This is a genomic window from Nonomuraea sp. N2-4H, from assembly GCF_045291505.1.
GTDB lineage: Bacteria > Actinomycetota > Actinomycetes > Streptosporangiales > Streptosporangiaceae > Nonomuraea > Nonomuraea fastidiosa.
Window position 1 is genome coordinate 642,375 of sequence record NZ_CP147987.1, and the last position, 26,961, is coordinate 669,335.

Genomic DNA, 26,961 nt, shown 5'->3' on the forward strand with positions numbered 1-26,961 from the left:
GTCAAAGGATGCGCCCTCCTGCGAGCTCGATCTCCCTGCCCCGGAAGCGGCGGACGAGGGCGCGATCGTGGGAGACCATGACGAGCGTGCCATGGTAGCCGTCGAGGGCGCGTTCGAGCTCCTCGGCGAGCAGCGGCGACAGGTGGTTGGTGGGTTCGTCGAGCAGCAGCAGGTCGTGCTCGCGGGCCAGCAGCTTGGCCAGCGCCAGCCGCCGCTGCTGGCCGACCGAGAGCTCGCCCACCCGCTGGTCGAGGGTGTGCGGCCGGAACAGGCCGGTGGCCAGCAGCGCCGCCCTGCGCTCGTCGGGATGACCCTCTCCGTACGCCTCCAGCACCGGCAGCGCCGGGTCGAAGCTCACCTCCTGCGGCAGGTAACCGACCCGGCAGCGCGCCTGGTCGGCCAGGACGCCCAGCAACGTGGACTTGCCCGCGCCGTTGCCGCCCTTGACCAGGATCCGCTCGCCTGCCTTGATGGTCAGCTCCTCGACCTGCAGCCGATCGCCGACCCGGACGTTCCTCAGTCGTACGAGTACCTGGTCGGTGTTCTGGTCGCCCTGACCGTCCTGGCCATTTCGTTGGTTCTGATTGTCCTGGTGGTTTTGGTCGTCCCGTCTGTCGCGGGTGACGTTGCTCGCGCCGGGGCGGTGGGGTGCCGGTACGGTCTGTGCGCGGGCGCCCATGCCGGCCTGCTGCCGAAGGGCGGTCGTGCCAGTCGGCTTCGTGGGAGTGCTGCCGGCGAGGGCGTGCGGGCCCGGCTGCTGCGCGGAGGTGCCGGTGCCGGGTTGCTGGGTGCGTGCTGCCTCCGTCTGGGCATCGGTGGTGGTCCGCGACATCGCCGGCGTGTCGGAGGTGGTGTCCGGGGGCGGGGTCGGCGCCGGGCCGAACGTCGCGCGGAAGTGGAGTGGGTCCGGCGGGCGGGGGACCGGGTCGGCTTCCAGACGGCGCAGCCGCTCGTGGGCGTTGCGGACCCGGCTGGCGATCGAGCTCTGCACCCGCCCGGCGTTGCGGTCGTACGCCATCTTGTTGTTGTCGCGCATCGCGCGCCCGGCCGCGACGCGATGGGCGGTGGTGGCCGCGTGTTCGCGGACCTGGCGCACCTCGGCACACCAGGCCGCGTACGCCTGCTCCCACCGCGCCCTGGCCGCCGCCTTGGCCGCGAGGTAACCGGTGTAGCCCCCGCCGAACCGGGTCACCGCACCCTGCTCGACCTCGACGATCGCGGTGGCCACCCGGTCGAGGAAGACGCGGTCGTGGGACACCACGGCCACCGCGCCGCGATGCTCGCGCAGCCGGTCTTCGAGCCAGGTCAGGGCCGACTCGTCGAGGTGGTTGGTGGGCTCGTCGAGCAGCAGCGCGCGGGGCGCGGCCGCCAGCACGCAGGCCAGGCCCAGCCGCGCCTGCTCGCCGCCCGACAGGCTGCCGAGCGTGCGCTCGCGGCCCACGTGGGCCAGGCCGAGCCCGTGGAAGGCCCGGTCGACGCGGGCGTCGGCCTCGTAGCCGCCGCGCAGCTCGTACGCGGTGCACAGCTCGCCGTACTCGTCCATGACCTCCTGCGACGCCTCCTCGGCCAGCGCCGACTCCAGCTCGCGCATCCTGCGCTCCATGGCACGCAGGTCGGCCAGCGCGGCGTCGACGGCCTCCTGGACCGTGCTGCCGGGCGGCAGGCCCAGCGTCTCGGCGAGCGTCTGAGCGACATAGCCGAGGTCGGAGGTCAGGTGAACCTCGCCCTCGTCGGGCCGCTCGACCCCGGCGAGCAGGCGCATCAGCGTGGACTTGCCCGAGCCGTTTTCGCCGACGATGCCGACGCGCTCGCCGGTTCGTACGGACACGGACACGTCGCTGAGGACGGCGCGCCCGTCGTAGGACTTGGAAACTCCGCGGAGGGTGATCAGGATAGAACTCCAATCGCAACCGTTGTAGCTTTAGCATGGCATGCGAACCGAGTTAACGCAACTGGAGTAGTTTTTGGAGCACAAAGAGCCCATGAAGCGCCCTGGTGGGCGCAGCGCCCGCGTACGCATGGCCGTGCGCCAGGCGACACTCGCCGAGCTGGCAGAACACGGCTACAGCGGCCTGACCGTCGAGCGCGTGGCGGAGCGTTCAGGCGTGCACAAGACGACCGTCTACCGGCGCTGGGGCGGAGTCGAAGGACTCATCGCCGACGCGCTCGAGCTCGCCGCCGACGAGCCGTGGCCCATCCCCGACACGGGCTCGATCGAAGGCGACCTGCGGGGGATCGTCCAGCTCGTCCGGTCCGGGTTCGCCGATCCCGAGCTGGGGCCGGTGTCGTCGGCCTTCGTGGCCGCCGCCGTGCAGAACGAGGCGGCCGCCCGTTCGCTGCACGATTTCCTCGTCTCGCGCAACGAGCAGTCGGCCGACGTCGTGCGCCGGGCGATCGAGCGCGGCGAGCTGCCCGACGTCGTCGATCCCCGAGAGGTGATCAGGGTGGCGGTCGCGCCCGTCTACTACCGGCTGTTCGTCGCCCACGAGCCGGTCACCGAGGACGACGCGAACCGCGCCGCCGACGCCGCACTCGCCGCCGCCCGCGCCGGCGTCCTCTGAGCCCCGCGTCCATGTCGGGCGGTCTCATGCGCCGTCCGTTCGTTGGGCGGTCTCTCGCGCCGTCCGCCCGTCGGACGGCCCATGAAAGCCGCTGTCCGCCCGTCGGACGCCCATGAAAGCCGCCGTCCGCCCGTCGGACGCCCATGAAAGCCGATGTCCGTCCGTCGGACGCTCGTGAAAGCCGTCGTCCGTCCGGGCGCTGGCTGATACGGGCGTTCGCGGCAGGGCTCGCGGACGCGGGCGTCCGGCGAAGGTACACCCGCGCCGCAGCGAGGGGAGGGTCAGCGCTCCAGGTTGCCGCGCAGCTCGAAGTCGTCCCAGGTGGTACGCACCACCGACCGGTCATCCTTAGGCGTGCGCGCGAACAACCCGAGCGAGCCGTTGCCGATCCCGTTCGGGTCCTCGACCTCCTGGACGAGCTCGTCGTTGACCCACATCGACAGCCGCACGGTCTTGCCGCTCTGCTCGCACGCCACGGTGATCCGCGCCTTGCCGGGCAGCGCGTCCACCTTCACGGGCTGGGCGATCACGCCGCCGGAGCCGTCGACGATGCGCCGGATGCGGGCGTTGCCCTTGGTGTCGAGGATGAACTCGTAGTAGTTCTCGCCGTCTTCGGAGTTGTGACAGTAGAGGCCGTACTCGCCGGTGCCGACGGACCTCTTGACGTCGGCGGTGACCGACATGACGACCGATTCGGGCAGCATCGGCGTCGGGCTCGCCGACGGGTCGGGTGACTGCGTCGGCTTGTAGAACAGGAAGGGGACGGGCGCCTTGGCCCACCGCTCCTCGTAGTCGGGCTCGGCGTCGATGCCGTACGTGCCGTCGGGCCGGTAGCCGACGCTCCCCGGGCTCTCCGGGTCGTAGGTGCCGCTCCAGCCGCCCGTCGTCTGCGTGAAGTCCTCCTGGTACAGCAGCCCCAGGTTGTCGGGCGGCCCGCTGGGGCCGAACAGCGCCCACGCGCCCACCCCGGCCGCGACCACGACCGCCGCGGCGGCGGCCAGCCCCGCGTACAGCCTGCCGCGCCGCGCGCGATCGCCGCCTCCCGTGGGAGGGATCGTGTACGGGGCGGTGGACTGCTGCCAGGCCACCTGTACGGTGTGCGCCGCCTGCTCGGGCGCCGCCGACCGGCCCACGAGCTGGTCGAGGAGCTGCTGCGCGGTGGGCCGCTTGGCCGGGTCCTTGTTCAGCGCCGCCGCGACCAGCTCGCGCAGGCCGGGGTCGATGGCGTCGAGGTTCGGCTCGGTGTTGAGCACCTGGTAGACCATGGCCGGCAGCGTGTCGCCGCCGAACGGCGCCCGCCCGCTGGCCGCGAACGCCACCAGGCAGCCCCACGAGAACACGTCGCAGGCCGGCGAGACCGGGTCGCCGCGCAGCACCTCGGGCGCCATGTAGCGGGGCGTGCCGATGACCTCGCCGGTGCCGGTGACGCCGCCGATCGTGTCGAGCGCCCTGGCGATGCCGAAGTCGATCACGCGCGGGCCGACCGGCGACAGCAGCACGTTGGACGGCTTCAGGTCGCGGTGGACGACCCCCGCCGCGTGGATCGCGGTGAGCGCGGTGGCCACGCTGACGGCCAGCGCGTCGAGGCTGGAGCCGCGCAGCGGGCCCGACTGGCGTACGGCCTCGTCGAGGTTGGGGCCCGGGACGTACTCGGTGACCACGTAGAGCTGGTTGCCCTCGAGCGCGGCGTCGAGTACGGCGGCCGTGCAGAACCTGCGCACGCGCTGCGCCGCGTCCGCCTCCCGGCGAAAGCGCGCCCGGAACTGCTCGTGCTGGCTGAGCTCAGGGTTGATCACCTTGATGGCGACCTTCTGGCCCGTGGGATCTTCGGCGAGGTGGACCGTGCCCATCCCACCTCGCCCCAGCACGCTTAGCAGTCTGTAGCGCCCGATGTGGGAGGTTTCACCGCTCACGCCGCGCAAGCTTACCGATACAGGCGTCATCGTCGCAGTTCTGCGCCCCGACACGCGGCGTACGCCGTCGGAGGCCCCGCACGCCTCGGCGCATGACGGGACTCAGCGCCCGATGCGGCCGCATGCCGAGCGCGGCGACGGCGGCCCGCGGTCCGGTCCCGCGATCGTCACCGCCCTGGCAGCGCGGTCTTCAGCAGCAGAAACCCGATCGGCGCGACCCGGCTCGCAAGGCATGCGGGCGACTTGCGTTTCGAGCCGGGAGAACATATGTTCGAGTCATAAGCGCCCGTCTTCCCCCGGGTGGCTCAGCACAGGCACCAGAGCCGCGGGGAGAAGCGTCTTGAGCAGACTCTATGGCGATCCGATAGAGGTGTGGACCCGAGACGGGGAGCCGACTCAGTTCGTCTGGCGTGACCGGCTCTACCTCGTCCGCCGCGTGCTCGACCACTGGGTGGTCGCACGCGAGTGGTGGAAGACCAGCGAGGCCGATCCCGGCGAGCGTCAGTTCTGGCGGGTGGAGGCGAGCCCGGGCCGCGAGGTGGGCTCCTACGAGCTGCGTTACGACACCGCCGGCAACGGCTGGCTGCTGCTGAGGGCGTGGGACTGATGGCGCCCCCGTTCCCACACCTCCACGTGTGCTCCGCCTACTCGATGCGCTACGGCACGGCGTTTCCGCGAGCGCTGGTGAGCCGGGCGGCCGAGTACGGCATGGACATCCTGGCGCTGACCGACCGCGACGGTCTCTACGGCGCGATGAAGCACGTGCAGGCGTGCGCCGACGCCGGGATCGCGCCGGTCATCGGCGTGAACCTGGCGCTCGACGCGCCCGCCACAGCGCCCGCCACAGCGCCCGCCACAGGGCCCGCCACAGCGCCCGCCACAGTGGCCGTCAGGGCGCCCGGCATCCGCACGCCCCGCCCGCGCACCGGTCCCGACGCCGAAGACCGCGTCACGGTGCTGGCCCGCGGCAAGGGCTGGGCGCGGCTGTGCCGCCTGGTCACGGCCGCACACTTCGCGGGCGAGCGCGGCGCGCCGAAGGTGACCCGCGAGCTGATCGCCGAGTGGGCGGGCGGCAGGGAGACGCCGGGGTTCGGCGCGGAGGACGGCCTCGTGGTGCTGCTCGGCCCCCGCTCCGACGTGGGCCGCGCGGTGGCGGAGCGGCGCGACGAGCACGCGCGCGCGCTGCTCGGGCAGTGGCGCGCCGCCGTGCCCGGCGTGGTGATCGAGCTGGTCGACCAGTACGGCTTCCGCGACGCCACCACGGCCGTGCGCATGCTCGGCCTGGCCGAGTCGATGGACGTGCCGGCCGTGCTGACCAACGCCGTGCGCTACCTCGACCCCGCCGACCACCAGGTGGGCGACGTGCTCGACGCGGCCCGCCAGCTCGTCCCGCTGCACCCGCGCCACCTCGACCGCACGACCTCACACGCCTACCTCAAGGGCACCAAGGAGATGCTTCAGGTGGCGGCCAAGGTGTGCGCGGGCGACCAGGAGCGGATGGTCCGCCTGCTGCGCACCACGAGGCTGCTGGCCGAGGCGTGCGCGATGGACCCGCTCGACGTGCTGGCGCTGCGCAACGACCCGCCCGCCCTGCACCTGCCGGAGATCGGCCGCGACCCGGTGCCGCTGCTGCGCAACCGGGTCGAGGACGGCCTGCACAGGCGCGGCCTCGACCGCTCGGCCGAGGCCAGGCGGCGGCTGGACGACGAGCTCGCCATCATCGAGCGCAAGCGCCTGTCGGGCTACTTCATCGCGGTGGCCGGCATCACCGACATGATCCGCGACATGGGCATCCGCTGCGCGATCCGCGGTTCGGGCGCGGGCAGCCTGGTCAACTACCTCATCGGCATCGGCGAGGTGAACCCGCTCGACCACGGCCTGCTCATGGAGCGCTTCCTGTCGGAGGGCCGCATCGGGCTGCCCGACATCGATGTGGACGTCGAGTCGGCCCGCCGTCTGGAGTGCTACCAGGCCATCTTCGAGCGTTACGGCGAGTCCAGGGTGGCCTGCGTGTCCATGATGGAGACCTACCGCGCCCGCAGCGCCATCCGCGACGTCGGGGGAGCGATGGGCCTGCCGCCACACGAGATCGACGCCATCGCCAAGGCGTTCCCGCACATCAGGGCCAAGCAGATCACCGCCTCCCTGCGCGACCTGCCCGAGCTGCGCGAGAGCCGGCTCGGCGACGCGGGGCTCGACCGCGTGTTCCGGCTGGCGGAGAGGCTCGACGGGCTGCCCAGGCACATCGCGCTGCACCCGTGCGGCGTGCTCATCGGCAACGCCGGCCTGCGCGACCGCACGCCGGTGGAGCGCAGCCTGCTGGAGTTCCCGATGTCGCAGTTCGACAAGGACGACGTGGAGGAGGCCGGGCTGCTCAAGCTCGACGTGCTGGGCGTGCGGATGCAGTCGGCCCTGGCGTACGCGCTGAGCGAGATCAAGCGGGTGGACGGCATCACGGTCGAGCTGGACACCCAGCACGGCCCCGAACGCCCCGACGTCCAGTACGTCCCCCACGACGACCAGGACACCTACGACATGATCTGCGCCGCCCGCACCCTCGGCTGCTTCCAGATCGAGTCGCCGGGCCAGCGCGAGCTGGTCGCCAAGCTGGAGCCGCGCAAGATGCACGACCTGATCGTGGACATCTCGCTGTTCCGCCCCGGCCCGGTCAACTCCGACATGGTCACCCCCTACCTGGAGGCCAGGGGCGGCTGGCGGAAGCCGTACTACCCGCACGAGAGCCTGCGCGAGGCGCTGAAGGAGACCCACGGCGTGGTGGTGTTCCACGAGCAGGTGCTGAAGATCATCTCGGTGATGACCGGGCGCGACCTGTCCTACGCCGAGAAGCTGCGCCGCACGCTCGACACGCCGGAGGGCCGCGAACGGGTGCGCCGCGCGTTCGTGCCGCTGGCCAGGGCCAACGGGTTCGACGACGCGGCCGTGGAGCGCGCCTGGCAGGTGCTCGACGCGTTCGGCTCGTTCGGGTTCTGCAAGGCGCACGCGGCGGCGTTCGCGCTGCCCACCTACCAGTCGGCCTGGCTCAAACGGCACCACACGGCGGCGTTCTTCGCCGGGGTGCTCACGCACGAGCCCGGCATGTACCCGCCGCGCGTCATCATCGACGAGGCCAGGCAGTGCGGGGTGCGGATCCTGCCGCTCGACATCAACAAGTCGGGCAGGCACTGGCAGGTCGAGCGGCTCGGGCCGCGCGTCCAGGTGCGGGTGCGGCCGTCCGAGCTGGAGGGCGGCGGCTCGCGGGTGCGCAGGGAGTTCAGGATCGGCGACATCGGCAAGGGGTACGCGCTGCGCGTGCCGTTCTCGGCCATCAAGGGCGTGAGCGAGGCCGAGGTCGAGCGGATGGTGGCGGGGCAGCCGTACACGTCGCTGGCCGACTTCTGGGACCGCGCGCGGCCCTCGCGGCCCACGATCGAGCGGATCGTCCAGGTCGGCGGCCTCGACGCGCTCCACGGCCTGCGCCCCGGCGGCCCGCGCTGGCGGCCGGGCGAGCTGACCCGCCGCGACCTGATCGCCCAGGTGGGCGCGCTCGACCGCGCGTCGGCCATCGGGGTGCAGGCGGGCCCGCGCAAGTCCCGGCGCTACAGCTCCCACAGCTCCCGCAGCTCCCACATGTCCCCGATGTCCCAGGGTGCGTCGGCCAAGGACGCGGCTCCGCCGGCGGTGCAGCTTCCGCTCGGGTTCAGCGAGAGGCTGCCGCCGGGGGAGCTGCCCGAGATGACCGAGACGGAGATGGTCGAGGCCGAGCTGGAGATCCTCGGCATCGACGTCAGCCGCCACGTCATCAGCTTCCACGAGGAGCTGCTCGACGCGCTCGGAGTGGTACGTTCCAAAGACCTGCTCCGCCAGCGCAACGGCGCGGAGATCCTGGTCGCGGGGGTCAAGGTGGCCACCCAGACGCCGGCCATCCGCTCGGGCCAGCGGATAATCTTCACCACGCTCGACGACTCGACCGGGCCGATCGACCTGACGTTCTTCGAGTCGGTGCAGGGCCGGTGCGCGTCGATCGTGTTCGGCTCGTGGCTGATGCTGGCCAGAGGCGTGGTCAGGCGCACGGGCGCGCGGGCGGTGACGATGCGGGCGCTCGACTGCTGGAACCTGGCCGACCTCGACGCGCTGTGGCGCTCGCGGGGCATCGAGGCGGTGCGCGCCGTCATCGACCGTGCTCCCGAGGAGGCGGCGGGCGGCGTCGGTGGGCGCCCGATCGAGTACGCCAACGGCTTCCGCCTGTCGCCCTACTCCGACCTCGCCCCGCCCGCCACCGCGAACCCGCCGAGGCGGCTCTGGCACGCCAGCCCGGGCAGCTCGGGCCCGACGGCCGCCTGAGCCCTCAAGAGCCTTGAGGAGACGTTCGGAGTCGCACGGGGGCCGCTCGACCCGCCTGAGCCTGAGCCCTGAAGCCGCCCGGCGGCCCGGAGCCGCCCGGAGCCGCCCGGCGGCCCGGAGCCGCCCGGAGCCGCCCGGAGGCCCGGAGCTGCTCAGCCGGAGCCGCTCAGCCTGGGGCCGCTCAGCCCGTCTGCGGCTGCGTCTGGGGTGGCGCCTGAAGCGGGGCCTGCAGCGGCGTCTGGGGCGCGCTCTGGGCGGCGTCCTGCGGCGAGGACTGCGGCTGCGCCGGCACCATCGGCTGCGCGGAGGCCACCGGTTGCGCTGAGGCCACTGGCTGGGCCGGGACCACGGGCTGGGCGGGGACCACGGGCTGGGCGGGGACCACGGGCTGGGCCGGGGCCACGGGCTGCGCCTGGGTCCGCGGGGCGGACGGCTCCGCGGACCAGGTCGTGCGGGCGGCCCGCTGCAGCCCGGTCAGCTCGTGCACCGTGGCGGCGCACAGCACCGCCGCCACCGCCGCGCAGCCCAGCTCCGGCACGCCCACCCCGGTCAGGTCGCCCGCCGAGGAGCCGAGCGGCACCCGGATCGTCACCAGCGCCAGCGTGGCCAGCCAGCTCAGCCACCACGCCGCCAGCAGCGCGAGCCACCTGCCGCGGCGGCCGGCCGGCGGGCGGGCGCCCCGCCACACCTGGTCCACCAGCACCGCGGGGGCGGCGAGGTTGACGAACGGGATCAGCCAGGCCGCCGCCACCGGGCCGGTCGCGGCCGAGCGGTCGTTGGCCCGCCTGGCACGTACCAGCCAGGTCAGGTAGGAGGCCGCCGCGGCCAGCGTGGTGCCCGCCACCAGCATCATCAGCACCGCGAACGCGGTCACCGCGCCCACCACCGCCTCGGCGTCGGCGCCCTGGGGGCGGCCGCCGAACGCGGCGAGCCGCGCGGCGAGGTCGCGGCCGCGGGTCATTTCGAAGATCACGAGGGCGGCGAGGGAGAGTACCTGGGCGGTCAGCGTCACGTAGACGGCGGCAGCGGCTCTGGTGGGTGATGCCTGGGTGTAGCGCACGTTGTTCTCCCCCGGGCCATGCGCTGAGGTTCTGATTCACTTGTATCCCGGGAGCCCCGCTGTTAATCAGCTCACCACGCCGGATTCCCACGCCCAAGCCGCGATTCCGACCCTGTTGCGCACGCCGAGCTTGGCCTGGATGCTCCCCAGGTGCGTCTTGACCGTCGACAGCGACACGAACAGCTCGGCGGCCACCTCCTTGTTCGTCTTTCCCCTGGCCACCAGGCGTACGACGTCCAGCTCGCGCTCGGTCAGCGGCTCGGCGCCCGGCGGCAGGGCGGGCTGCCGGGGCTTGGCCAGGTGCTGCAGCAGCCGTACGGTCACCGACGGCGACACCAGCGCGTCGCCCACGGCGGCGGCCCTGACCGCCTCCACGAGCAGCGTGGGGCCGCTGTCCTTGAGCAGGAAGCCGGTGGCCCCTGAGCGGAGCGCGCCGTAGACGTACTCGTCGAGGTCGAACGTGGTGACGATGACGACCCGCAGCGGGTTCTCCACGCCCGGCCCGGCCAGCAGCCTGGTCACCTCCAGCCCATCGAGCTTGGGCATCCGGATGTCGAGCAGGCACACGTCGGGGCGCAGCCTCCTGGCCTCGGCCACCGCCTCGGCTCCGTCGGCGACGGCGGCCACGACCTCTATGTCTGGTTGTGCGTCCAAAATCATCTGAAAGCCGGTTCGCACCAATTGTTGGTCGTCGGCGATGAGAACCCGAATAGTCACGTCGTCAACTCTAAGGATCGGCCGTTCGGCCGATGCAGGAATGGACGCACGGCCGATCCCCGGGCACCGGCCTTCGCGGAAGGCTTGACCTTATGAACGAGGTACTTGTTGGACGGGCCTTGACGAAGCGGTTCGGGCAGACGACGGCCCTGGCCGGCGTGGACATCACGGTGCAGGCGGGCGAAGCGGTGGCGATCATGGGTCCGAGCGGGTCCGGCAAGTCCACCCTGCTGCACTGCCTGGCCGGGATCATGAAGCCGGACAGCGGTGAGGTGCACCTGCTCGGCCAGCGCATCGACACCCTCGGCGAGCGCAAGCGCAGCGCCCTGCGGCGCACCCGCTTCGGCTTCGTCTTCCAGTTCGGTCAGCTCCTGCCCGAACTGCCCGCCGACGAGAACGTGGCCCTGCCGCTGATGCTGGGCGGCGTGTCACGGGCGCAGGCGGTGAGCCAGGCCCGCGAGTGGTTCCCGCCGCTCGGCCTGCAGGGCATGGAGGTCAGGCGGCCCGGCGAGCTGTCCGGCGGCCAGGCGCAGCGGGTGGCCATCGCCAGGGCCCTGGTCACCAAGCCGGCGGTGGTCTTCGCCGACGAGCCCACCGGATCGCTCGACCAGCGGACCGGCCAGGAGACCATGCGGCTGCTGGTGGAGGCGACCAAGCACAACGGCGCCAGCCTGCTCGTCGTCACCCACGACCCCAACGTGGCCTCCTGGTGCGACCGCACGGTCGAGGTGCGCGACGGCCGCCTGCTGCAGAGCGGAGCGATGGCGTGAACCTCGATCTCACCTGGCGACTGATCAAGGGTGGCGGGCGCAGGGGGATGCTCGGCACCTGGCTGACGTTCGGGGCGGTGGCGATGGCGACGGCGCTGCTGCTGTTCGTGGTGGCGGCCAACCTCGCGTTCCAGGCCAGGGCCGATCGCGGCGCCTGGCGCAACCCGGTGCCCGCCGCCTCCGCCTCGGCCGCGGTCGCGGTCGAGGCGATGCGCTTCGACTACGTACGCGACAAGAAGATCACCGTCATCGACCTGGCCGCGCTCGACGGCGCGAACCCGGAGGCGCCGCCCGGCCTGCCGCGCTTCCCCAAGCCCGGCGAGGTGTGGCTGTCGCCCGGGCTGGCCGCGCTGGCCGACGAGCTGCCCGCGAACGAGCTGGCCGACCGCTATCCCGGGCGCGCGGGCGTGCTCGGCGACGAGGCCCTGGTCTACCCGGGCGAGCTGGTCGCGGTCTTCGGCCAGAGGCCGGACGCGCCCGCGATGACGGCCCAGCGCGTCGACGACTGGGTCCAGTCCCAGCCGCCGGTCAAGGTCGCGAGCCTGGCGGGAGAGCCCAGCGAGGACGCGGTCGCCTACCAGTGGCTGTCGGCCATCGCCGGCGTGCTCATGGTGGTGCCGCTGCTGGTGTTCGGCGGGGCGGCGGCCCGGCTCACGGTGGCCAGGCGCGACAGCAGGCTCGCCGCGCTGCGGCTCGTCGGCGCCACGCCCGGCCAGGTCGTCGCGATGACCGTCACGGAGGCGGTGCTGGTCGCGCTGGGCGGCGCGATCGCGGGGGCCGTCCTGTACGCGCTGTCCGTGCCGCTGCTCACGCGGATCGAGATGCAGGGCGGGCCGTGGTTCGCCGGCGACCTGCTGCCCGGTCCGCTGACCCTGGCCGGGGTGCTGGTCGCGGTGCCGCTGCTGGTCGGCCTGTCGGCCGTGGTCGGGCTGCGGCGGGTCGTGGTGAGCCCGCTCGGCGTGGCCAAGCGGGAGACGCCGCCCGCCATGCGCTTCGTCCGCGTGCTCGCGCTGCTCGCCTCGCTCGCCGTCTTCCCCCTGCTGGGCGTGCAGACCAGCGTCACCATCATCCTGATCGCGCTCGCCGTGGCGTTCCTGTGCATCAACCTGGCGGGGCCCTGGGTGGTCGGCATGATCGGCAGGATCGCGGCTTCGACCGCGCGCGGCCCCGCCATGCTGCTGGCGGCCCGCAGGCTTGTGGACGACCCGCGCTCGGCCTGGCGCACGGTGAGCGGCGTCGCGCTGACCGGGTTCGTCGCGGGCTTCCTCGGCCTGCTCAGCCCGGCGGCGTTCGAGCAGGTGCCGGGGCCGCCGCAGCTCAGCGTGAACGTCACCGACGGCAGCCCCGCCGAGGCGGCCGCGCAGGCCCGCGAGCGGCTGCGGGCGGCCGGCGTGACCGCCACCGTCGAGCGGCGCGAGGACGTCGTGGTCGCCGCCCTGGGCAGCTCGGCCGACGAGGCGACCGTGGACAGGGCGCGCACCGCGCTGGCCGATCTCGTGCCCGGCCACACGCCCACCACGCCGGAGGACAGCCGGCGCTTCGGCACGGACATCGTGGCCGACATCCGGGTCGGGACGATCGTGGTGCTGTCGGTGTCGTTCCTGGTGGCCATCACCAGCTCGGGGATCACCGCGATGTCGTCGGTGCTGGACCGGCGGCAGACGTACGCGCTGCTGCGCCTGGCCGGCACGCCCCTGGAGGTGCTGGACAAGGCGCGCAGGTCGGAGACGCTGCTGCCGCTGATCGTGATGGGCGGCGGGTCGATCCTGACGGGCGTGTTCTGCGCGGCGCCGTTCATGCTCGACGAGCCCAACCTGACCGGCGCGCTGACGCTGGCGGCGTGCGTGGTCGTGGGCTTCGCCGGGGTGCTCGGCGCGGGCGCGATGAGCCGGCCGCTGCTGCGCGCGGTCACCATGGACCCCGCGCCCCGCCCCGACTGACCCGCCCCGATCGACCCGCTCCGGCCGACTCGCCCCGACTGACCCGCCCTGACTGACCCGCTCCGACTGACCCGGCGCCCTTTGACGCGCTCAGCCGAGCACGAGGTCGCGGACGAGCTTCAGCGAGGGCTCGTCCCGCACCCCCATCACCAGCAGGGTGGTGACCGGGCTGCGGTGCCACAGTTCGAGGCGTTCCTTGATCCGGCCGGGCGGGCCGACGAGCGAGATGCCGTCGGCCAGCTCGTCCGGGATCGCGCGGAACGCCTCGTCCTTGCGCCCGGCCAGGTAGAGCGACTGGATGTGCTCGGCGGCCTCGGCGTAGCCCATGCGGCCGATGATGTCGGCGTGGAAGTTGCGCTGCCTGGCCCCCATGCCGCCGATGTAAAGGGTGAGCATGGTCTTGACGCCGTCGAGCGCGGCCCGCACGTCGTCGGAGATCACCACGAGCACCATGGCGGCCACGTCGAAGTCCGCGGGGGCCTTCGACAGTGCGTCGCCGTACATCTGCTCGATCTTCTCCGGGAACGCGAACAGCGGCAGCCAGCCCTGCGCCACCTCGGCGGCCAGCTCGACGTTCTTCGGCCCCTCCGCGCCCAGATAGACGGGGATGTCCTGGCGCAGCGGGTGCGTGATGAGCTTGAGCGGCTTACCGAGGCCGCCCGGCAGCGGCAGCGGGTAGTGCGGTCCCTCGCTGGTCACCGGCTCCTCGCGGCGCCAGACCTTGCGCATGATCTCGATGTACTCGCGGGTCCTGGCCAGCGGCTTGGCGAACGGCTGGCCGTACCAGCCCTCCACGACCTGCGGGCCCGACGCGCCCACGCCGAGCAGCAGCCGGCCGCCGGTGAGGTGGTCGAGGGTCATGGCGGTCATCGCCGTGGTGACCGGGGGACGGGCCGAGATCTGCGCGATCGAGGTGCCCAGCTTGATGCGCCTGGTACGCGCGCCGTACCAGGCGAGGGGCGTGAAGACGTCGCTGCCGTACGCCTCGGCGGTCCACACCGAGTCGTAGCCGAGCCGCTCGGCCGCGAGCACCGATTCGGTCGCGTCGTCGGCGTGGCGCTGCCAGTAGCCGAGGTTCAAGCCGAGCTTCATCGAGGACCACCTCCGGAATTAAGTTCTATTACCGCCGTGACGGGCCTCACGTGTCAATAACGGACGCTCCGGGGAAGTCACACTCTGTGCTCAAGGCCCTGTGTCGACTCGTCTGCCTGCTGCTTGTTCTGCCGGCGGCCGAGCCCACCGTTGCCCAGAGCCAGTCGCGGCCCAACATCGTCGTCATCATGGCCGACGACCTCGAAAGCGGCACGCTGCGGCACTTCCCGAACATCACCCGCCAGCTCGTGGAGCAGGGCACCTCGTTCGACCGCCACTTCGTGACGAACTCCTGGTGCTGCCCGTCCCGCTCGTCGATCCTGCGCTCGCAGCACGTCCACAGCCACGGCGTGCTGACCAACACCGCGCCCGAGGGCGGCTTCCACCGCTTCCACGAGCTGGGCCTGGAACGCTCCACGCTCGGCACCTGGATGCAGCAGGCCGGCTACCGCACGGCGCTCATGGGCAAGTTCCTCAACCACTATCCGGGGGGCTCGGCGCCCGAGACGTACGTGCCGCCCGGCTGGAACGACTGGCGGGTCCCCGTACGCGCCCTGTACGAGGAGTACGGCTACCGCCTCAATGAGAACGGCACGCTGCGCGACTACGGCTGGGGAGAGCGGGACTACCTGTCCGACGTGCTCGCGGGTCACGCCCGCGCCTTCATCAAGGCCTCGGACCAGCCGTTCTTCCTCTTCCTGAACCCGGTGGGCCCGCACAATCCGGCCAATCCCGCCTACCGGCACGCCGACGCGTTCCCGATGGAGGCCGCGCCCCGCACCCCGTCGTTCGACCAGGAGGACATCAGCGCCGAGCCGTTGTGGATGCAGATGCTGCCGCCCCTGTCGCGGCGCGCGGAGGCCGCCGTCGACGAGCGCTACCGCACCAGGCTGCGCTCGATGCTCGGCGTGGACGACCTGGTCGGCTCGGTGATGTCGGCGCTGCAGGAGTCCGGCAAGCTCGACAAGACCTACATCTTCTTCACCTCCGACAACGGCTTCCACCTCGGCACCCACCGGATCAAGCACGGCAAGACCACGCCGTTCGAGGAGGCGATCAGGGTGCCGCTCGTCGTGAGGGGGCCAGGCGTCGAGCCGGGCGCGACGATCGCGCACATGACGGCCACGATCGACCTCGCGCCGACCATCGCCGAGCTGGGCGGGGCCACCGTGCCGGCGTTCGCCGAGGGGCGCTCGCTGGTGCCGCTGCTGCGCGGGCAGCCGCCGCCGCAGTGGCGAAAACAGGTGCTGGTGGAGTTCGTCCGCCCGGCCAACCGGACGTCGGCCGCGCAGACGCCGGTGCCCGCCTATCAGGCGCTGCGCACCGAGCAGTACACGTACGTGCGGTACGAGACGGGGGAGCGGCAGCTCTACGACCTCGACGAGGACCCCTACCAGCTCGACAACCTCATCATGTCCGCCGACCTGTCGCTGCTGTCGCGGCTGGACCAGCGGCTGTCGGCGATGGTCGCCTGCTCGGGCGCGAGCTGCCGCCAGGCCGACATGGCGGAGTGAGTGTCAGCGGAAGAGCGTGGGGTAGGCGTGCGCCAAGTGCTCGGAGACCGCTCTCGCCGCCTCCTCGGGGTCGCCGGACTCGATGGCCTCCAAGATGCGTACGTGGTCGGCGCGCAGGATCGAGGTGTCCATGACCTGCCGCACCGCCTCCACCGAGTACTTGCGCATCGAGTCGCGCAGCGACCGCATGATGGCGGCGACGAGCCGGTTGCCCGAGGCGTCCGCGATCGCGCAATGAAAGGCCGTGTCGTGCTCCACGAACTGCTCGGGCGAGCCCGCCGCGTCCATCCCGGTCAGCGCCGCCGCCAGCGCCGAGGTGTCGGCCCGCGCCGTGGCCGCGCGGGCGGCGGCCCACTGCTCGATCATGAGCCGGGCGTCGATGACCTCGCGCAGCTCGAGACCGGTCAGGCCGAGATGCAGCCGCAGCAGGTCGCTCAGCGCCGCGTCGGGGCGCGAGGTGAGCACCGCGCCCGCGTCGGGGCCCCGGCCGACCTGGGAGGAGACCACGCCGAGGGTCTCCAGCACGCGCAGGGCCTCGCGTACGGAGGAGCGGCTGACACCGAGCTGCTCGGCGAGCTGGCGCTCGGCGGGCAGCCGGTCGCCCACGGTGAGGCCGTCTTCGGTGATGCGCCGTTCGATCTGGGCGAGCACGTCCTCGAACGTCCGCGTCCGCTTGACCGGACGCCAGCCGCTTACGTCCAAGAGCCCTCCCTGGCCCGAAATGATGTCTTCGACTATGGTCTGACCATAATGTGGTCGGACCATACCTTGGAAGGAGAGTCGTGCGAGTCGCACTGTTCATCACATGCGTGAACGACACGCTCTTCCCCGGAACCGGCAAGGCGGTCGTGTCGCTGCTGCGCAGGCTCGGCTGCGAAGTGGACTTTCCCGCCGCCCAGACCTGCTGCGGCCAGATGCACGTCAACACCGGCTACCGGACGGAGGGCGTACGGCTGGCGCGGCACTTCACCGAGGTCTTCGCCGGCTATGACGCCGTGGTGGCGCCGTCGGGATCGTGCGCGGCCATGGTGCGCGAGCAGTACCCGAAGCTGGTCAAGCCCGGCAGCAAGGGCGCGGCGGCCATCGCGGAGGTCACGCCGAAGGTGTACGAGCTGTCGGAGTTCCTCATCGACGTGCTGAAGGTCGAGGACGTCGGCGCGTACTTCCCGCACCGGGTGACCTACCACCCGACCTGTCACTCGCTGCGCGGCCTGCACCTGGGCGACCGCCCCCTGCGGCTGCTGCGGAACGTGCGCGGCATCGACCTCGTCCCGCTGCCGGGCGCGGAGGAGTGCTGCGGCTTCGGCGGCACGTTCGCGGTGAAGAACCCGTCGGTATCCGCCGCCATGGGCGCCGACAAGACCCGCAACATCCTCGACACCGGCGCCGAGGTGCTGTGCGCGGCCGACAACTCCTGCCTGATGCACATCGGCGGCACGCTGAGCCGCCAGCGGGCGGGCGTCAGGACCATGCATCTGGCCGAGATCCTCGCGTCCACGGAGGAGTCCCAATGAGCGTGACCTTCATCGGGATGCCCCAAGCGTTCCCGAAAAAGTCTGAAAAAGCCGTACAGGACGCCCAGCTTCGCTTCAACCTCCGCAAGGCCACCCACACCATCCGGGAGAAGCGCGCCTCCGTCGTCAATGAGCTGCCCGACTGGCAGGACCTGCGCGCCGCGGGCAAGGCCATCAAGGACCACACCCTGCGCAACCTCGACCGCTACCTGCTCCAGCTCGAGGCGGCGGTGACCAGCGCGGGCGGCACCGTCCACTGGGCCAGGGACGCCGCCGAGGCCAACCGCATCGTGGCCGACCTGGTCAAGGCCACCGGCGAGACCGAGGTGGTCAAGGTCAAGTCGATGGCCACCCAGGAGATCGGGCTCAACGACGCCCTCGCCAAGGAGGGCATCACCGCGTACGAGACCGACCTCGCCGAGCTGATCGTGCAGCTCGGCGACGACTACCCCAGCCACATCCTGGTCCCCGCGATCCACCGCAACCGCTCGGAGATCCGGGAGATCTTCCTCGACAAGATGCCCGAGGTCTCGCGCGACCTCACCGACGACCCGCCCGCGCTGACCGAGGCGGCCCGGCTGCACCTGCGCGAACGCTTCCTCAAGAGCAAGGTCGCGATCTCCGGCGCCAACTTCATGGTGGCCGAGACCGGCACGCTCGTCGTGCTGGAGTCGGAGGGCAACGGTCGCATGTGCCTGTCGCTGCCCGAGACGCTCATCAGCGTCGTCGGCATCGAGAAGCTGGTGCCGACCTGGCGCGACCTGGAGGTGTTCCTGCAGCTGCTGCCCAGGAGCTCCACCGGCGAGCGGATGAACCCGTACACGAGCACGTGGACGGGCTCCGTCGATGGCCAGGAGTTCCACCTGGTGCTGCTCGACAACGGCCGCACTGACGTGCTCGCCGACGAGGTGGGCCGCCAGGCGCTGCGCTGCATCCGCTGCTCGGCCTGCCTGAACGTGTGCCCCGTCTACGAGCGCGCCGGCGGTCACTCCTACGGCTCGCCCTATCCCGGACCGATCGGCGCGATCCTCACCCCGCAGCTCAGGGGCATGCACTCGGACCTGGACGCCTCGCTGCCCTTCGCCTCCAGCCTGTGCGGCGCCTGCTACGAGGTGTGCCCGGTCGCCATCGACATCCCGTCGGTCCTGGTGGACCTGCGCGCCAAGGCGCCGCACGCGGCGGCGGAGAAGGCCGCCATGAGGGCGGCCGGCTGGGTGCTGGAGGACCACCGGCTCCTGACGAAGGCGCAGCGTACGGCCTCCCGCATGCGCAAGCTGGTGCCGAAGCGGCTCCCGGGGCCGCTGTCGGCGTGGACCGACACCAGGGACCTGCCGGACATCCCCGCCGAGCCGTTCAGGGACTGGTGGGAGCGCACCGGCGGCGGCGAGAGCGACGGGCACGACCGGAAGGAGGAGCGGTGAGCGCGCGCGAGGAGATCCTCGCCAGGATCGGCAAGGCCGTGGCAGGGGCTCCCGACGTGGAGATCCCCCGCGGCTACCGCGCCGGCCGGCAGGTGGAGGACCAGGAGGCGCTGGTACGGCTGTTCGCCGAACGGGTGGACGACTACCGGGCCATCGTGCACGTCGTACCGGCGGCCGAGGTGCCGGCCAAGATCGACGCGTGCCTGGGCGACAGGAAGATGTTCGTTCCCGAGGGCTTCGACCGCGAGGGCGGCTGGCCTGACCTGCGCACCGCCGACGGCGTCATCACCGGCTGCGCCGTCGCCATCGCCGAGACCGGCACCATCGTCCTCGACCACGGCCCGGGGCAGGGCACGCGGGCGCAGACGCTGGTGCCCGACTACCACCTGTGCGTGGTGCGCGCCGACCAGATCGTCCCCGGCGTGCCCGAGGCGATCGCCAGGCTCGACCCGTCGCGGCCGCAGACGTGGATCAGCGGACCCTCCGCGACCAGCGACATCGAGCTGAACCGGGTCGAGGGCGTGCACGGCCCCCGCACCCTGGAAGTGGTCGTCAGCGCCTGAGCGCCGGGGGAGCGGCCGTCAGTACCCGGGTGGCGGGAGCGGCCGTCAGTACCTGAGCACCGCCGCGACGTCGTCCACGGCGTCGGTGAACCACACCTCGGCGTCCGTCATCGCGGCCGCCCTGATCAGCGCGGAGTCGGCGCGCTCGCGCACCGGCTCCGCCACGCCCCAGTGGCGCAGTTCGTTGGGGTCGGTGCCCACCTGGGTGCCGGCCTCGCCGACCCAGACGGGCGCGGGCACCTCGCCGGGCATCAGCACCGCGTGCACGCGGCCCTCGCGCAGCGCCTTCGACACCCGGCACGGCCCGGTGGGCGCGTCCGTCTCCTGGTGGCGTTCGAGCAGCTCGGCGCAGCGGCGCGCGAGCCACTCGTCGAGCGCGCGCTCCACGTCCCGCTCGAACTGGCCGTGGTCCTCACGGCTGCCGTGCTCGACGATCGTCACCCGATCGGCCGCCTGCGTGCTGAGATGCCGCAGCAGGAACGCGCGCGACCTCGGCTGCCCGGCCACCAGCACCAGCTCGGCGCCGATCCTGCGCACCTGCTCGTCGATCTCCTGGGCCACGGCCACCGCGTTCTTCTCCCAGGTCTCCTCGACGGCCCGCTCGTAGCGGCGCTGCGACCAGCCGCCCTGCGAGGTCTTCTGCAGCGGCCACGACTCGCCCTGCACCGTCGTACGGCGCGGCGCGCCCTCGCCGAACACGGTCACCTCGGCCCCCGCATGGTCCACGATGACCCGGATGTGCGGCACGTTCTCACCGCGCCGCATCAGCATCGGCGTCACGTGCGGCAGCGGCGTGTAGGTCACCAGCTCCGACGGCGGCTCCTCCAGCGACTCGGCGAGCACCACCGAACCGTCCGTGGCGAACAGCGCCCGCCCGGCCGCCGCCTGCAGCGCCTCCTCCTCCAAGGCGTCCATCGTGGCCTCGTCGACGTCGTGATCGAGCCGGTCGCGGACGCTGCGCCAGTGGGCCTTGCGCTCGGCGACGGTGAGCGCGCCCAGGTAGACCGACGCGTACGGGCCGGGACGGTCGTACAGGTGGCGGATGAAGTCGAGCCGCACGGTTCAGAACCTCCGCTGCTCCACGCCGAGGCCCAGGGCCTTGGCGATGTCGGCCATGTTTCTGTAGTCGCGGTCGGGCAGGGACTCCACCATGTCGAGCACGGGATCGGGAGCGCCTTCACGCCGGGCGCGGTCCAGCAGCTCGCTCTTGGAGGCCGGCCAGTGGGTGTCGCTGAGCCACTTGGCCAGATCGCTGCGGACGTCCACGTCATGCGGAGTCATGCCCTGCGGGACCCCGGGCGCGTGGCCGGGCGCGTACGACGGGGTCTCCTCGCCGGACGACGACATGGCCTCGGGCTCCCTCCACTCCTCGGCGTGCGTCGTGCCGCCGCCGCGCACCATGCCCTCGGTCTCGTGCTTCTGCTGCTCGTCCAGGCGCGGGCCGTGCTTGTCGCTCCCACGTTCCATGGTTCCCACACTCCTTCCAAGCCCGGCCCCTACCCCCGCTTTCGTGGGCAAACATCGCGGCTGTGTACCCTGCCGAGCGTGTTCGACCCCGATGTGCGCATCTCTACGGCACGGCTGACGCTGCGGCCGTTCCGCCCCGAGGACGCGCCCAGGATCCGCAAGATCGTCGCCTCCGGGGCGCGGTTCCTGCCGCCCGGCGCGCCCGTCAAGACCGGCGGAGTCGACCACTGGCTGCGGCACGGCGTCCACGAGCTGCGCCGCAGCGGGCAGGGCATCCACCTGGCCATGACCGACGCCGAAGGGCTCATCGTCGGCGCGATCAGCCTGTTCAAGACCTCGTGGAGCACCGGAACGACCGAGGTCGGCTACGGCGTGCACCCGCTCTACCGGGGCCGCGGCTTCGCCACCGAGGCGGTGCGCGGGCTGACGAAGTGGGCGTTCGAGACGGTCGGGCTGCGCCGTATCGAGCTGACCGCGAACCTGGACAACCTCGCCTCGCTCGCCGTCGCCCGCAAAGCTGGCTTCACCTGGGAAGGCGTCATCCGCGACGGCGTGCTGGACGACGACGGCACCCACGACCTCGTGGTCTTCGGCCTGCTGCGCACCGACAGCCCAGCACCAGGCCCCATGCTGCCCAAGGACGACCTGCTCACCCCGCGGCTGCGGCTGCGCCCCCAAGAGCCGCGCGACGCGCCGTACCTGGCGGCCACCGGCGCCGACCCGGTCACCCAGGAGTTCACCGGCGTCCCGCGCGGCTACACCGAGGAGCACGCCCGCGCCTACATCGCGCACGCCGAACGCCAGCGCATCCGCGGCCTCGGCATCGCCTGGACCGCCGAGGAGCTCACCACCGGCCGGTATGCGGTCAACGTCGACCTGCGCGACCTCGACTGGCACAACAGGACCGCCGAGGTCGGCTACATGACCGCGCCCTGGGCCCGCGGCAACGGCTACGCCGCCGAGGCCGTGCGGGCCATCGCGCGCTGGCTGTTCGACCGGCACGGCTTCGCCCGGCTCCAGCTCCGCGCCGCCACCGTCAACACCGCGTCCCAGCGGGTCGCCGAGAAGGCCGGCTTCGTCCGCGAGGGCATCGCCCGCTCGTCCCTGGCCGGCGAGGACCTGATCGTCTACAGTCTCATCCCCTCGGACCTGGCCTGAAGGCACGGCGGACTGACCTCGCCACCCTTTGTGAAACCCCTCCGCAGCCGTCACCCTTGAATTGAGGACGGTGAGGCGCATGATCACGGTTGTCGGCTGGGACGGATCCGAGCTGTCGGCCAAGGCGGTGACCAAGCTGCACGAGGCGGGGCTCGTCATCGGCCCCGACGCCATTCTCGGGCGGCTCAAGCTGAACGCGGCGACCGCAGGAGACGGCGCGCTGCTGCAGACCATCGACGACCATCTCGAACACGGCGAAGGGCCCGCGGTCGTGCTCGCGCCCGGCGATCCCGGCTTCTTCGGCGTCGTACGCGAACTGCGCGCACACGGGCTCAAACCGGACGTCCTGCCCGCCACGTCGCTCGTCGGCCGGGCCTTCGCCGGTGCCCGGCTGCACTGGGATGACGCGCTGGTCGTCGCGCCGTCAGGCCCCGAGCAGCTCACCCGCGTGGTCAACGCCTGCCGCGCGCACCCCAAGGTCGCCCTGCTCGTCGCGCCCGGCGTCGGCCCCGCCGAGATCGCCAGGGAGCTGGCGCCCACCACGCCGCGCGCCCTGATCGTCTGCGAGGACCTCGGCGGCCCCGACGAGCGCGTCACCCACAGCCGCATGGGCGAGGCCACCACCCGGCCGTGGAAGGACCCCCAGGTGGTGCTCGTCATCGACCCGCTGCACCGGCCCGGGGAACGCGGCTGGGTGGCGGGCGCCCAGCCGGGGCCGCGGGAATGGGCGCTGACGTTCGGCGACGACGTCATGCCGCCGGAGGTCAGGGCGTACGTGCTGGCCAAACTGGGGCCGCGCCTCGGCGACCTGGTCTGGGACGTCGGCGCGGGCGTCGGCCAGATCGCCGTCGAGTGCGCCAGGCTCGGCGCGGCCGTCGTGGCCGTCGAACGGGACGAGGCCCGCTGCGCCGAGCTGCGCCGCAACGTGCTCGCGCACGGCGTGAAAGTGGCTCTCACCAGAGGGCAGGCGCCGCCCGCCCTGGAGCCGCTGCCCGACCCCGACGCCGTCTTCGTCGGCGGCGGCGGGCTCGACGTGATCGACGCCTGCGCCGTCAGGAGGCCGCGCACGCTCGTCTGCGCGCTACGCAAGGTCGAGCAGGTGCCCGCCGTGCTCGACCGGCTGCGCGAGCAGGGCTACCGAGGCGAGGGCACGCAGATCCTGGCGTCGAGGCTCAGCGTCGAACCCGACGGCGCGCACGGCCTGACCCCCGCGGATCCCGTCTTCGTCGTGCACGCGAGGCCCGCCCACACAGCGTGACCTGTTCCCTACCGGCGCCCATCGGTTATCCTCGCGTGTCTTTGTCCACCGCACCGGAGATTCCCCCACGATGAAGCCACCGCTCCTGCTGATCGGGCAGGGCTCCCAGGACGACGCCTACGCCGCCGAGTTCGGCAGGTTCGTACACCGCCTGCGCTGCCGCCTCGACCAGACCGGCGCCGACGTCTCGGGTGGCTACCTCGAGCGGGCCACACCCCGGCTGAGCGACTCCGTCGCCTCCCTGGTCGCCAGGGGGCACCACAGGCTCGTCGCGCTGCCGCTGAGCCTGAGCAGGATGGGCGAGGAGTTCTCCGCCGCGATGGCCCTGGAGCAGCAGCGCCACCCCACGCTGGTCTACGACTACGGCCGCCCCCTCGGCCCGGACCCGCGCGTGCTCGCCCTGCTGGCCGAGCGGCTCAACGAGGCGGCCACCGAGATCTCCAGGCCGCGCTCGCTGGAGCTGGCGGGCGCGCGGCCCCGGCTGCGCGCCGTCGACTCCTCGCCGTCGGAGGACCCGCACGCCCACGTCGAGCCGGGCGAGACCGCCGTCGTCCTGGTCGGCGAGGGCTCGACCGACGCCACCGCCAACGCCGACGTCCACCGCGTCTCCCGGCTGTTCTGGGAGACGCACGCCTACGACTTCATGACCGTCGAGACCGCGTTCGTCTCGGTCACCCCGCCCGGCGTGCCCGGCGGGCTCGAACGCTGCCGCCGGCTGGGCGCCAAGCGCGTCATCGTGGTGCCCTACCTGCTGTTCGCCGGCGGGCTGCTGGAGCGCGTGTGGGCGCAGGCGCTGGCGTACGGCGCCGGGCACCCCGATCTCGACATCCGCTGCGCCGAGGTGATCGGCGACTGCGAAACCCTCGCCGACGTCGTCATCGACCGATACGAGGAAGCACTCCAACTCGTCCCGTAAGTGGAGGTTTTCGTGCTCGCCGAGACGCTCTCCGCCATCCGGCCCGCCGACCCGCAGGCGCTCGCGGACGCCCGCGCACACCACGACCGCCTCACCAAGCCGCGCGGCTCCCTCGGCGCGCTTGAAGAGGTCGCGATCCGCCTGGCGGGCGCGGCAGGCGTCAGCCCGCCGCCCATGCCCGAGCCGGCCGCCCTGGCCATCTTCGCCGCCGACCACGGCGTGCACGCGCGCGGCGTCAGCCCGTGGCCGCAGGAGGTGACCGTGCAGATGGTCGCCAACTTCCTGAACGGCGGCGCGGTCGCCAACGCCTTCGCCGCCCAGGCGGGCGCGTCGGTGACGGTGGTGGACGTCGGCGTCGCGGCCGACCTGCCCGACGCGCCCGGCCTCGTCAACCGCAAGATCGCGTACGGCACCGCCGACCTGTCGCAGGGCCCCGCCATGACCGTCGACCAGGCCGTCAGAGGGCTGGAGGTGGGCATCCAGGTGGCCAAGGACCTCGTCGCCGACGGCGCCCGCTGCCTCATCACCGGCGACATGGGCATCGCCAACACCACCGCATCGGCCGCTCTCGTCTCCGCCTTCACCGGCAGGGACCCCGGCGAGGTGACCGGGCGGGGCACCGGCATCGACGACGAGACGTACGAGCTGAAGGTCGGCATCGTCCGCCAGGCCATGCGTACGCACGCGCTCGCCGGCGTGGCCTCCTCGCCCAGCGAGTCGCTGCGGGCGCTCGCCGCCGTCGGCGGGTTCGAGCACGCCGCCATCGCGGGCTTCATCCTCGGCGGGGCCGCCCTGCGCGTGCCGGTCATCCTCGACGGCGTCATCTCCGGCGCCGCCGCGCTCGTTTCCGCCGCGCTCGACCCGGCCGTGACCGACCACTGCGTGGCCGGCCACCGTTCCGCGGAGCCCGGGCACGGCGCCGCGCTCGAGCACCTCGGGCTCCGCCCGATCATGGACCTGGAGCTGCGGCTCGGCGAGGGCACGGGCGGGCTGCTCGCGCACCCGACGGTGTGCGCGGCGGTACGGGTGCTGCACGAGGTGGCGACGTTCGACTCGGCGGGGGTGACCGAGAAGCAGGTGTGACCTCAAGGACCTGGACGGGGCCGTCCCCGGGGAGGCCGCGCGGCCTCCCCGGGGACGCCGCGCGATGGGGGAGGTTGTGCGGCTTCCCCGGATGTCGCGCGGTGAGGGACGCTGTGCGGTTTCCCCGGATGTCGCGCGATGGGCGAGATCGGCCGCGTTCCCGGACGCCGCGTTGTGGGGCTGCGGCGCGATTCTGTGGACACCGGTGCTCACCTGCGGAGGCGGGTTATCCTGGGACCCTGACAGCGATGGCCGGACGCCGTGGTCACGATGAAGGCGGGCCTCGCGGGAGAGGCGCGGGGATCGCAACAGCGGTCGTTAACGTGTGCGCAGCAAATGACACAGGCGAAGCCGGTAGGTTTACCTCTTAACACAACCTTCGCGAACGGGAGATTCCCCCCATGGGTCCCTACCTCCTCGGCCTGCGGCTTTCCGGCCGCCGGGTTCTCGTCGTTGGCGGCGGCCGCGTCGCCCAGCGCCGGGTGCCCGCGCTGCTAGAGGCCGGTGCGGAGGTCACGGTCGTCTCGCCGTCCGTCACACCGGCGCTCGACGACCTGATCGCCGCGGGAAGGGTCACGTGGCACGCCCGGCCCTACGAGGTCGGCGACTGCGACGGGGCCTGGCTCGTACAGGCGTGCACCGACGACCGATCGGTCAACACGGCGGTCGCCGCCGAGGCGGAGGCCAAGCGCGTGTGGTGCGTGCGCGCCGATGACAAAGACGCCTCCGCCGCCTGGACCCCCGCCACCGGACGGGTCGACGAGATCAGCGTGGCCGTCACCGCGGGCGGCGACCCGCGCAGGGCAGCCGGCATCCGCGACGCCGTCGTCGGCGCGCTGCGCGACGGCACTGTCGACGCCCGGCGAAACCGCACCAAACCCGTCGGCGTCGCCCTCGTCGGCGGCGGCCCCGGCGACCCCGGCCTCATCACCGTGCGCGGACGCCAGCTCCTCGCCCAGGCCGACGTCGTCGTCGCCGACCGCCTCGCGCCCCGCGCGCTGCTCGACGAGCTCGCCCCCGACGTCGAGCTGATCGACGCCGCCAAGGTCCCCTACGGCCGCTCGCTGCCCCAGGAGACCGTCAACGAGCTGCTCGTGGATCGCGCCAGGCAGGGCAAGTTCGTGGTCCGGCTCAAGGGCGGCGACTCGTTCGTGTTCGGGCGGGGCGGCGAAGAGCTCATCGCCTGCGCCGAAGCCGGCATCCCGGTGACCATCGTGCCCGGCCTCACCAGCGCCGTCGCCGTGCCCGCCGCGGCCGGCGTGCCCGTCACCCATCGCGGGGTGAGCCAGGAGTTCCACGTCATCTCCGTACACGTCGCACCCGACGATCCCCGCTCCACCGTCGACTGGCCCGCACTGGCGCGTTCCCAGGGCACGCTGGTGTTGCTGATGGCCCTCGAACGCCTCCCGAAGGTCGCAGAAGCGCTCATCCGTGACGGACGTTCGCCGGAGACTCCCGTAATGGTGGTGCAGGACGGTACCCTTCCGACCCAGCGGGCGGTCACCGCTTCGCTTTCCACCGTGGCCGACCGCGTGTCCGCGGCTGGGATCCGGCCGCCGGCGATCGTCATCGTCGGCGACGTCGTGAGGATCGGCCAGGAGGTCGAGATGGTTCGAGCGGAGCGCTTGCCGTGAACACGGCCATGGATGACGGGCGGCCCGAGTCGCCCGGGG

22 protein-coding genes are annotated in these 26,961 nt (G+C 72.4%); 14 read left to right on the plus strand and 8 right to left on the minus strand.

The annotated features are described in order from the left end of the window. Nucleotide 1: 1 nt before the first annotated feature. Complete coding sequence (locus WBK31_RS02975; protein WP_378784763.1) at nt 2–1,834, minus strand: ABC-F family ATP-binding cassette domain-containing protein; 1,833 nt, start codon at nt 1,832–1,834, stop codon at nt 2–4. A 148-nt stretch (nt 1,835–1,982) separates the two neighbouring features. Between WBK31_RS02975 and WBK31_RS02980 the strand changes: the two genes are divergently transcribed. Further along, complete coding sequence (locus WBK31_RS02980; RefSeq protein ID WP_364057918.1) at nt 1,983–2,561, plus strand: TetR/AcrR family transcriptional regulator; 579 nt, start codon at nt 1,983–1,985, stop codon at nt 2,559–2,561. A gap of 281 nt (nt 2,562–2,842) precedes the next feature. Here the strand turns inward: WBK31_RS02980 and WBK31_RS02985 are convergent, their stop codons facing one another. Further along, nucleotides 2,843–4,504 (minus strand): serine/threonine-protein kinase, encoded by a 1,662-nt coding sequence (locus tag WBK31_RS02985; RefSeq protein WP_364057915.1) that lies wholly within the window; start codon nt 4,502–4,504, stop codon nt 2,843–2,845. 310 nt (nt 4,505–4,814) lie between these two features. Here WBK31_RS02985 and WBK31_RS02990 point away from each other — a divergent pair, with 310 nt between their 5' ends. After that, nucleotides 4,815–5,081 (plus strand): DUF6504 family protein, encoded by a 267-nt coding sequence (locus WBK31_RS02990; protein WP_364057912.1) that lies wholly within the window; start codon nt 4,815–4,817, stop codon nt 5,079–5,081. After that, nucleotides 5,081–8,815, plus strand: coding sequence for a DNA polymerase III subunit alpha (locus WBK31_RS02995; protein WP_406674294.1), 3,735 nt, complete (start codon nt 5,081–5,083; stop codon nt 8,813–8,815). Before WBK31_RS02990 ends, WBK31_RS02995 begins: the two co-directional genes overlap by 1 nt. Nucleotides 8,816–8,996: 181 nt before the next feature. Here WBK31_RS02995 and WBK31_RS03000 read toward each other — a convergent pair whose 3' ends face one another. Further along, on the minus strand, nt 8,997–9,875 hold the full coding sequence (locus tag WBK31_RS03000; protein ID WP_406674295.1) for a DUF4328 domain-containing protein: 879 nt from the start codon (nt 9,873–9,875) through the stop codon (nt 8,997–8,999). Nucleotides 9,876–9,941: 66 nt separating this feature from the next. Beyond that, nucleotides 9,942–10,592 carry a response regulator transcription factor gene (locus WBK31_RS03005; protein WP_364057903.1) on the minus strand — a complete coding sequence of 217 codons (651 nt, stop codon included), beginning with the start codon at nt 10,590–10,592 and terminating at the stop codon, nt 9,942–9,944. Between the two features lie 92 nt (nt 10,593–10,684). Here WBK31_RS03005 and WBK31_RS03010 point away from each other — a divergent pair, with 92 nt between their 5' ends. Together WBK31_RS03010 and WBK31_RS03015 are read left to right on the plus strand one after the other, a co-directional pair. After that, on the plus strand, nt 10,685–11,362 hold the full coding sequence (locus WBK31_RS03010) for an ABC transporter ATP-binding protein (protein WP_364057900.1): 678 nt from the start codon (nt 10,685–10,687) through the stop codon (nt 11,360–11,362). Beyond that, on the plus strand, nt 11,359–13,302 hold the full coding sequence (locus tag WBK31_RS03015; RefSeq protein WP_364057897.1) for an FtsX-like permease family protein: 1,944 nt from the start codon (nt 11,359–11,361) through the stop codon (nt 13,300–13,302). Before WBK31_RS03010 ends, WBK31_RS03015 begins: the two co-directional genes overlap by 4 nt. Before the next feature lie 90 nt (nt 13,303–13,392). On the opposite strand, the gene WBK31_RS03020 is transcribed toward WBK31_RS03015, so the two are convergent. Continuing rightward, the gene (locus WBK31_RS03020; RefSeq protein ID WP_364057894.1) at nt 13,393–14,394 is read right to left on the minus strand and encodes an LLM class F420-dependent oxidoreductase; all 1,002 of its coding nucleotides are present in this window, start codon (nt 14,392–14,394) and stop codon (nt 13,393–13,395) included. An 86-nt stretch (nt 14,395–14,480) separates the two neighbouring features. Here WBK31_RS03020 and WBK31_RS03025 point away from each other — a divergent pair, with 86 nt between their 5' ends. Then, on the plus strand, nt 14,481–15,908 hold the full coding sequence (locus WBK31_RS03025) for a sulfatase (protein ID WP_406674296.1): 1,428 nt from the start codon (nt 14,481–14,483) through the stop codon (nt 15,906–15,908). A 3-nt stretch (nt 15,909–15,911) separates the two neighbouring features. On the opposite strand, the gene WBK31_RS03030 is transcribed toward WBK31_RS03025, so the two are convergent. Beyond that, nucleotides 15,912–16,610: a FadR/GntR family transcriptional regulator gene (locus WBK31_RS03030; RefSeq protein ID WP_364057888.1), complete on the minus strand. Its 699-nt coding sequence runs from the start codon at nt 16,608–16,610 to the stop codon at nt 15,912–15,914. Nucleotides 16,611–16,690: 80 nt separating this feature from the next. Here WBK31_RS03030 and WBK31_RS03035 point away from each other — a divergent pair, with 80 nt between their 5' ends. The 3 genes from WBK31_RS03035 to WBK31_RS03045 are packed head-to-tail and all read left to right on the plus strand — an operon-like array spanning nt 16,691 to nt 19,406. Further along, a complete protein-coding gene (locus tag WBK31_RS03035) occupies nt 16,691–17,422 on the plus strand; it encodes a (Fe-S)-binding protein (protein WP_364057885.1) in 732 nt (243 codons plus the stop codon). Next, nucleotides 17,419–18,843: a lactate utilization protein B gene (locus WBK31_RS03040; protein ID WP_364057882.1), complete on the plus strand. Its 1,425-nt coding sequence runs from the start codon at nt 17,419–17,421 to the stop codon at nt 18,841–18,843. Before WBK31_RS03035 ends, WBK31_RS03040 begins: the two co-directional genes overlap by 4 nt. Continuing rightward, on the plus strand, nt 18,840–19,406 hold the full coding sequence (locus WBK31_RS03045) for an LUD domain-containing protein (protein WP_364057879.1): 567 nt from the start codon (nt 18,840–18,842) through the stop codon (nt 19,404–19,406). The genes WBK31_RS03040 and WBK31_RS03045 overlap by 4 nt, the downstream gene beginning before the upstream one ends. 45 nt (nt 19,407–19,451) lie before the next feature. Here WBK31_RS03045 and WBK31_RS03050 read toward each other — a convergent pair whose 3' ends face one another. Both WBK31_RS03050 and WBK31_RS03055 read right to left on the minus strand, forming a co-directional pair. Further along, the gene (locus WBK31_RS03050) at nt 19,452–20,465 is read right to left on the minus strand and encodes a Vms1/Ankzf1 family peptidyl-tRNA hydrolase (protein WP_378784755.1); all 1,014 of its coding nucleotides are present in this window, start codon (nt 20,463–20,465) and stop codon (nt 19,452–19,454) included. A 3-nt stretch (nt 20,466–20,468) separates the two neighbouring features. Then, nucleotides 20,469–20,873, minus strand: coding sequence for a DUF2795 domain-containing protein (locus WBK31_RS03055; RefSeq protein WP_364057873.1), 405 nt, complete (start codon nt 20,871–20,873; stop codon nt 20,469–20,471). Nucleotides 20,874–20,951: 78 nt separating this feature from the next. On the opposite strand from WBK31_RS03055, the gene WBK31_RS03060 reads away from it, so the two are divergent. The 5 genes from WBK31_RS03060 to cobA all read left to right on the plus strand — a co-directional run bounded on the left by WBK31_RS03060 (nt 20,952) and on the right by cobA (nt 26,922). Then, nucleotides 20,952–22,031, plus strand: a complete 1,080-nt coding sequence (locus tag WBK31_RS03060; protein ID WP_378784754.1) for a GNAT family N-acetyltransferase — start codon at nt 20,952–20,954, stop codon at nt 22,029–22,031. A 79-nt stretch (nt 22,032–22,110) separates the two neighbouring features. Further along, nucleotides 22,111–23,289, plus strand: a complete 1,179-nt coding sequence (locus tag WBK31_RS03065) for a precorrin-6Y C5,15-methyltransferase (decarboxylating) subunit CbiT (RefSeq protein ID WP_406674297.1) — start codon at nt 22,111–22,113, stop codon at nt 23,287–23,289. Nucleotides 23,290–23,359: 70 nt separating this feature from the next. Beyond that, a complete protein-coding gene (locus tag WBK31_RS03070) occupies nt 23,360–24,205 on the plus strand; it encodes a sirohydrochlorin chelatase (RefSeq protein ID WP_378784751.1) in 846 nt (281 codons plus the stop codon). 12 nt (nt 24,206–24,217) lie between these two features. Beyond that, complete coding sequence (gene cobT / locus WBK31_RS03075; protein ID WP_364057861.1) at nt 24,218–25,288, plus strand: nicotinate-nucleotide--dimethylbenzimidazole phosphoribosyltransferase; 1,071 nt, start codon at nt 24,218–24,220, stop codon at nt 25,286–25,288. 401 nt (nt 25,289–25,689) lie between these two features. Continuing rightward, on the plus strand, nt 25,690–26,922 hold the full coding sequence (gene cobA, locus WBK31_RS03080; RefSeq protein ID WP_378784749.1) for a uroporphyrinogen-III C-methyltransferase: 1,233 nt from the start codon (nt 25,690–25,692) through the stop codon (nt 26,920–26,922). Nucleotides 26,923–26,961: the final 39 nt, after the last annotated feature.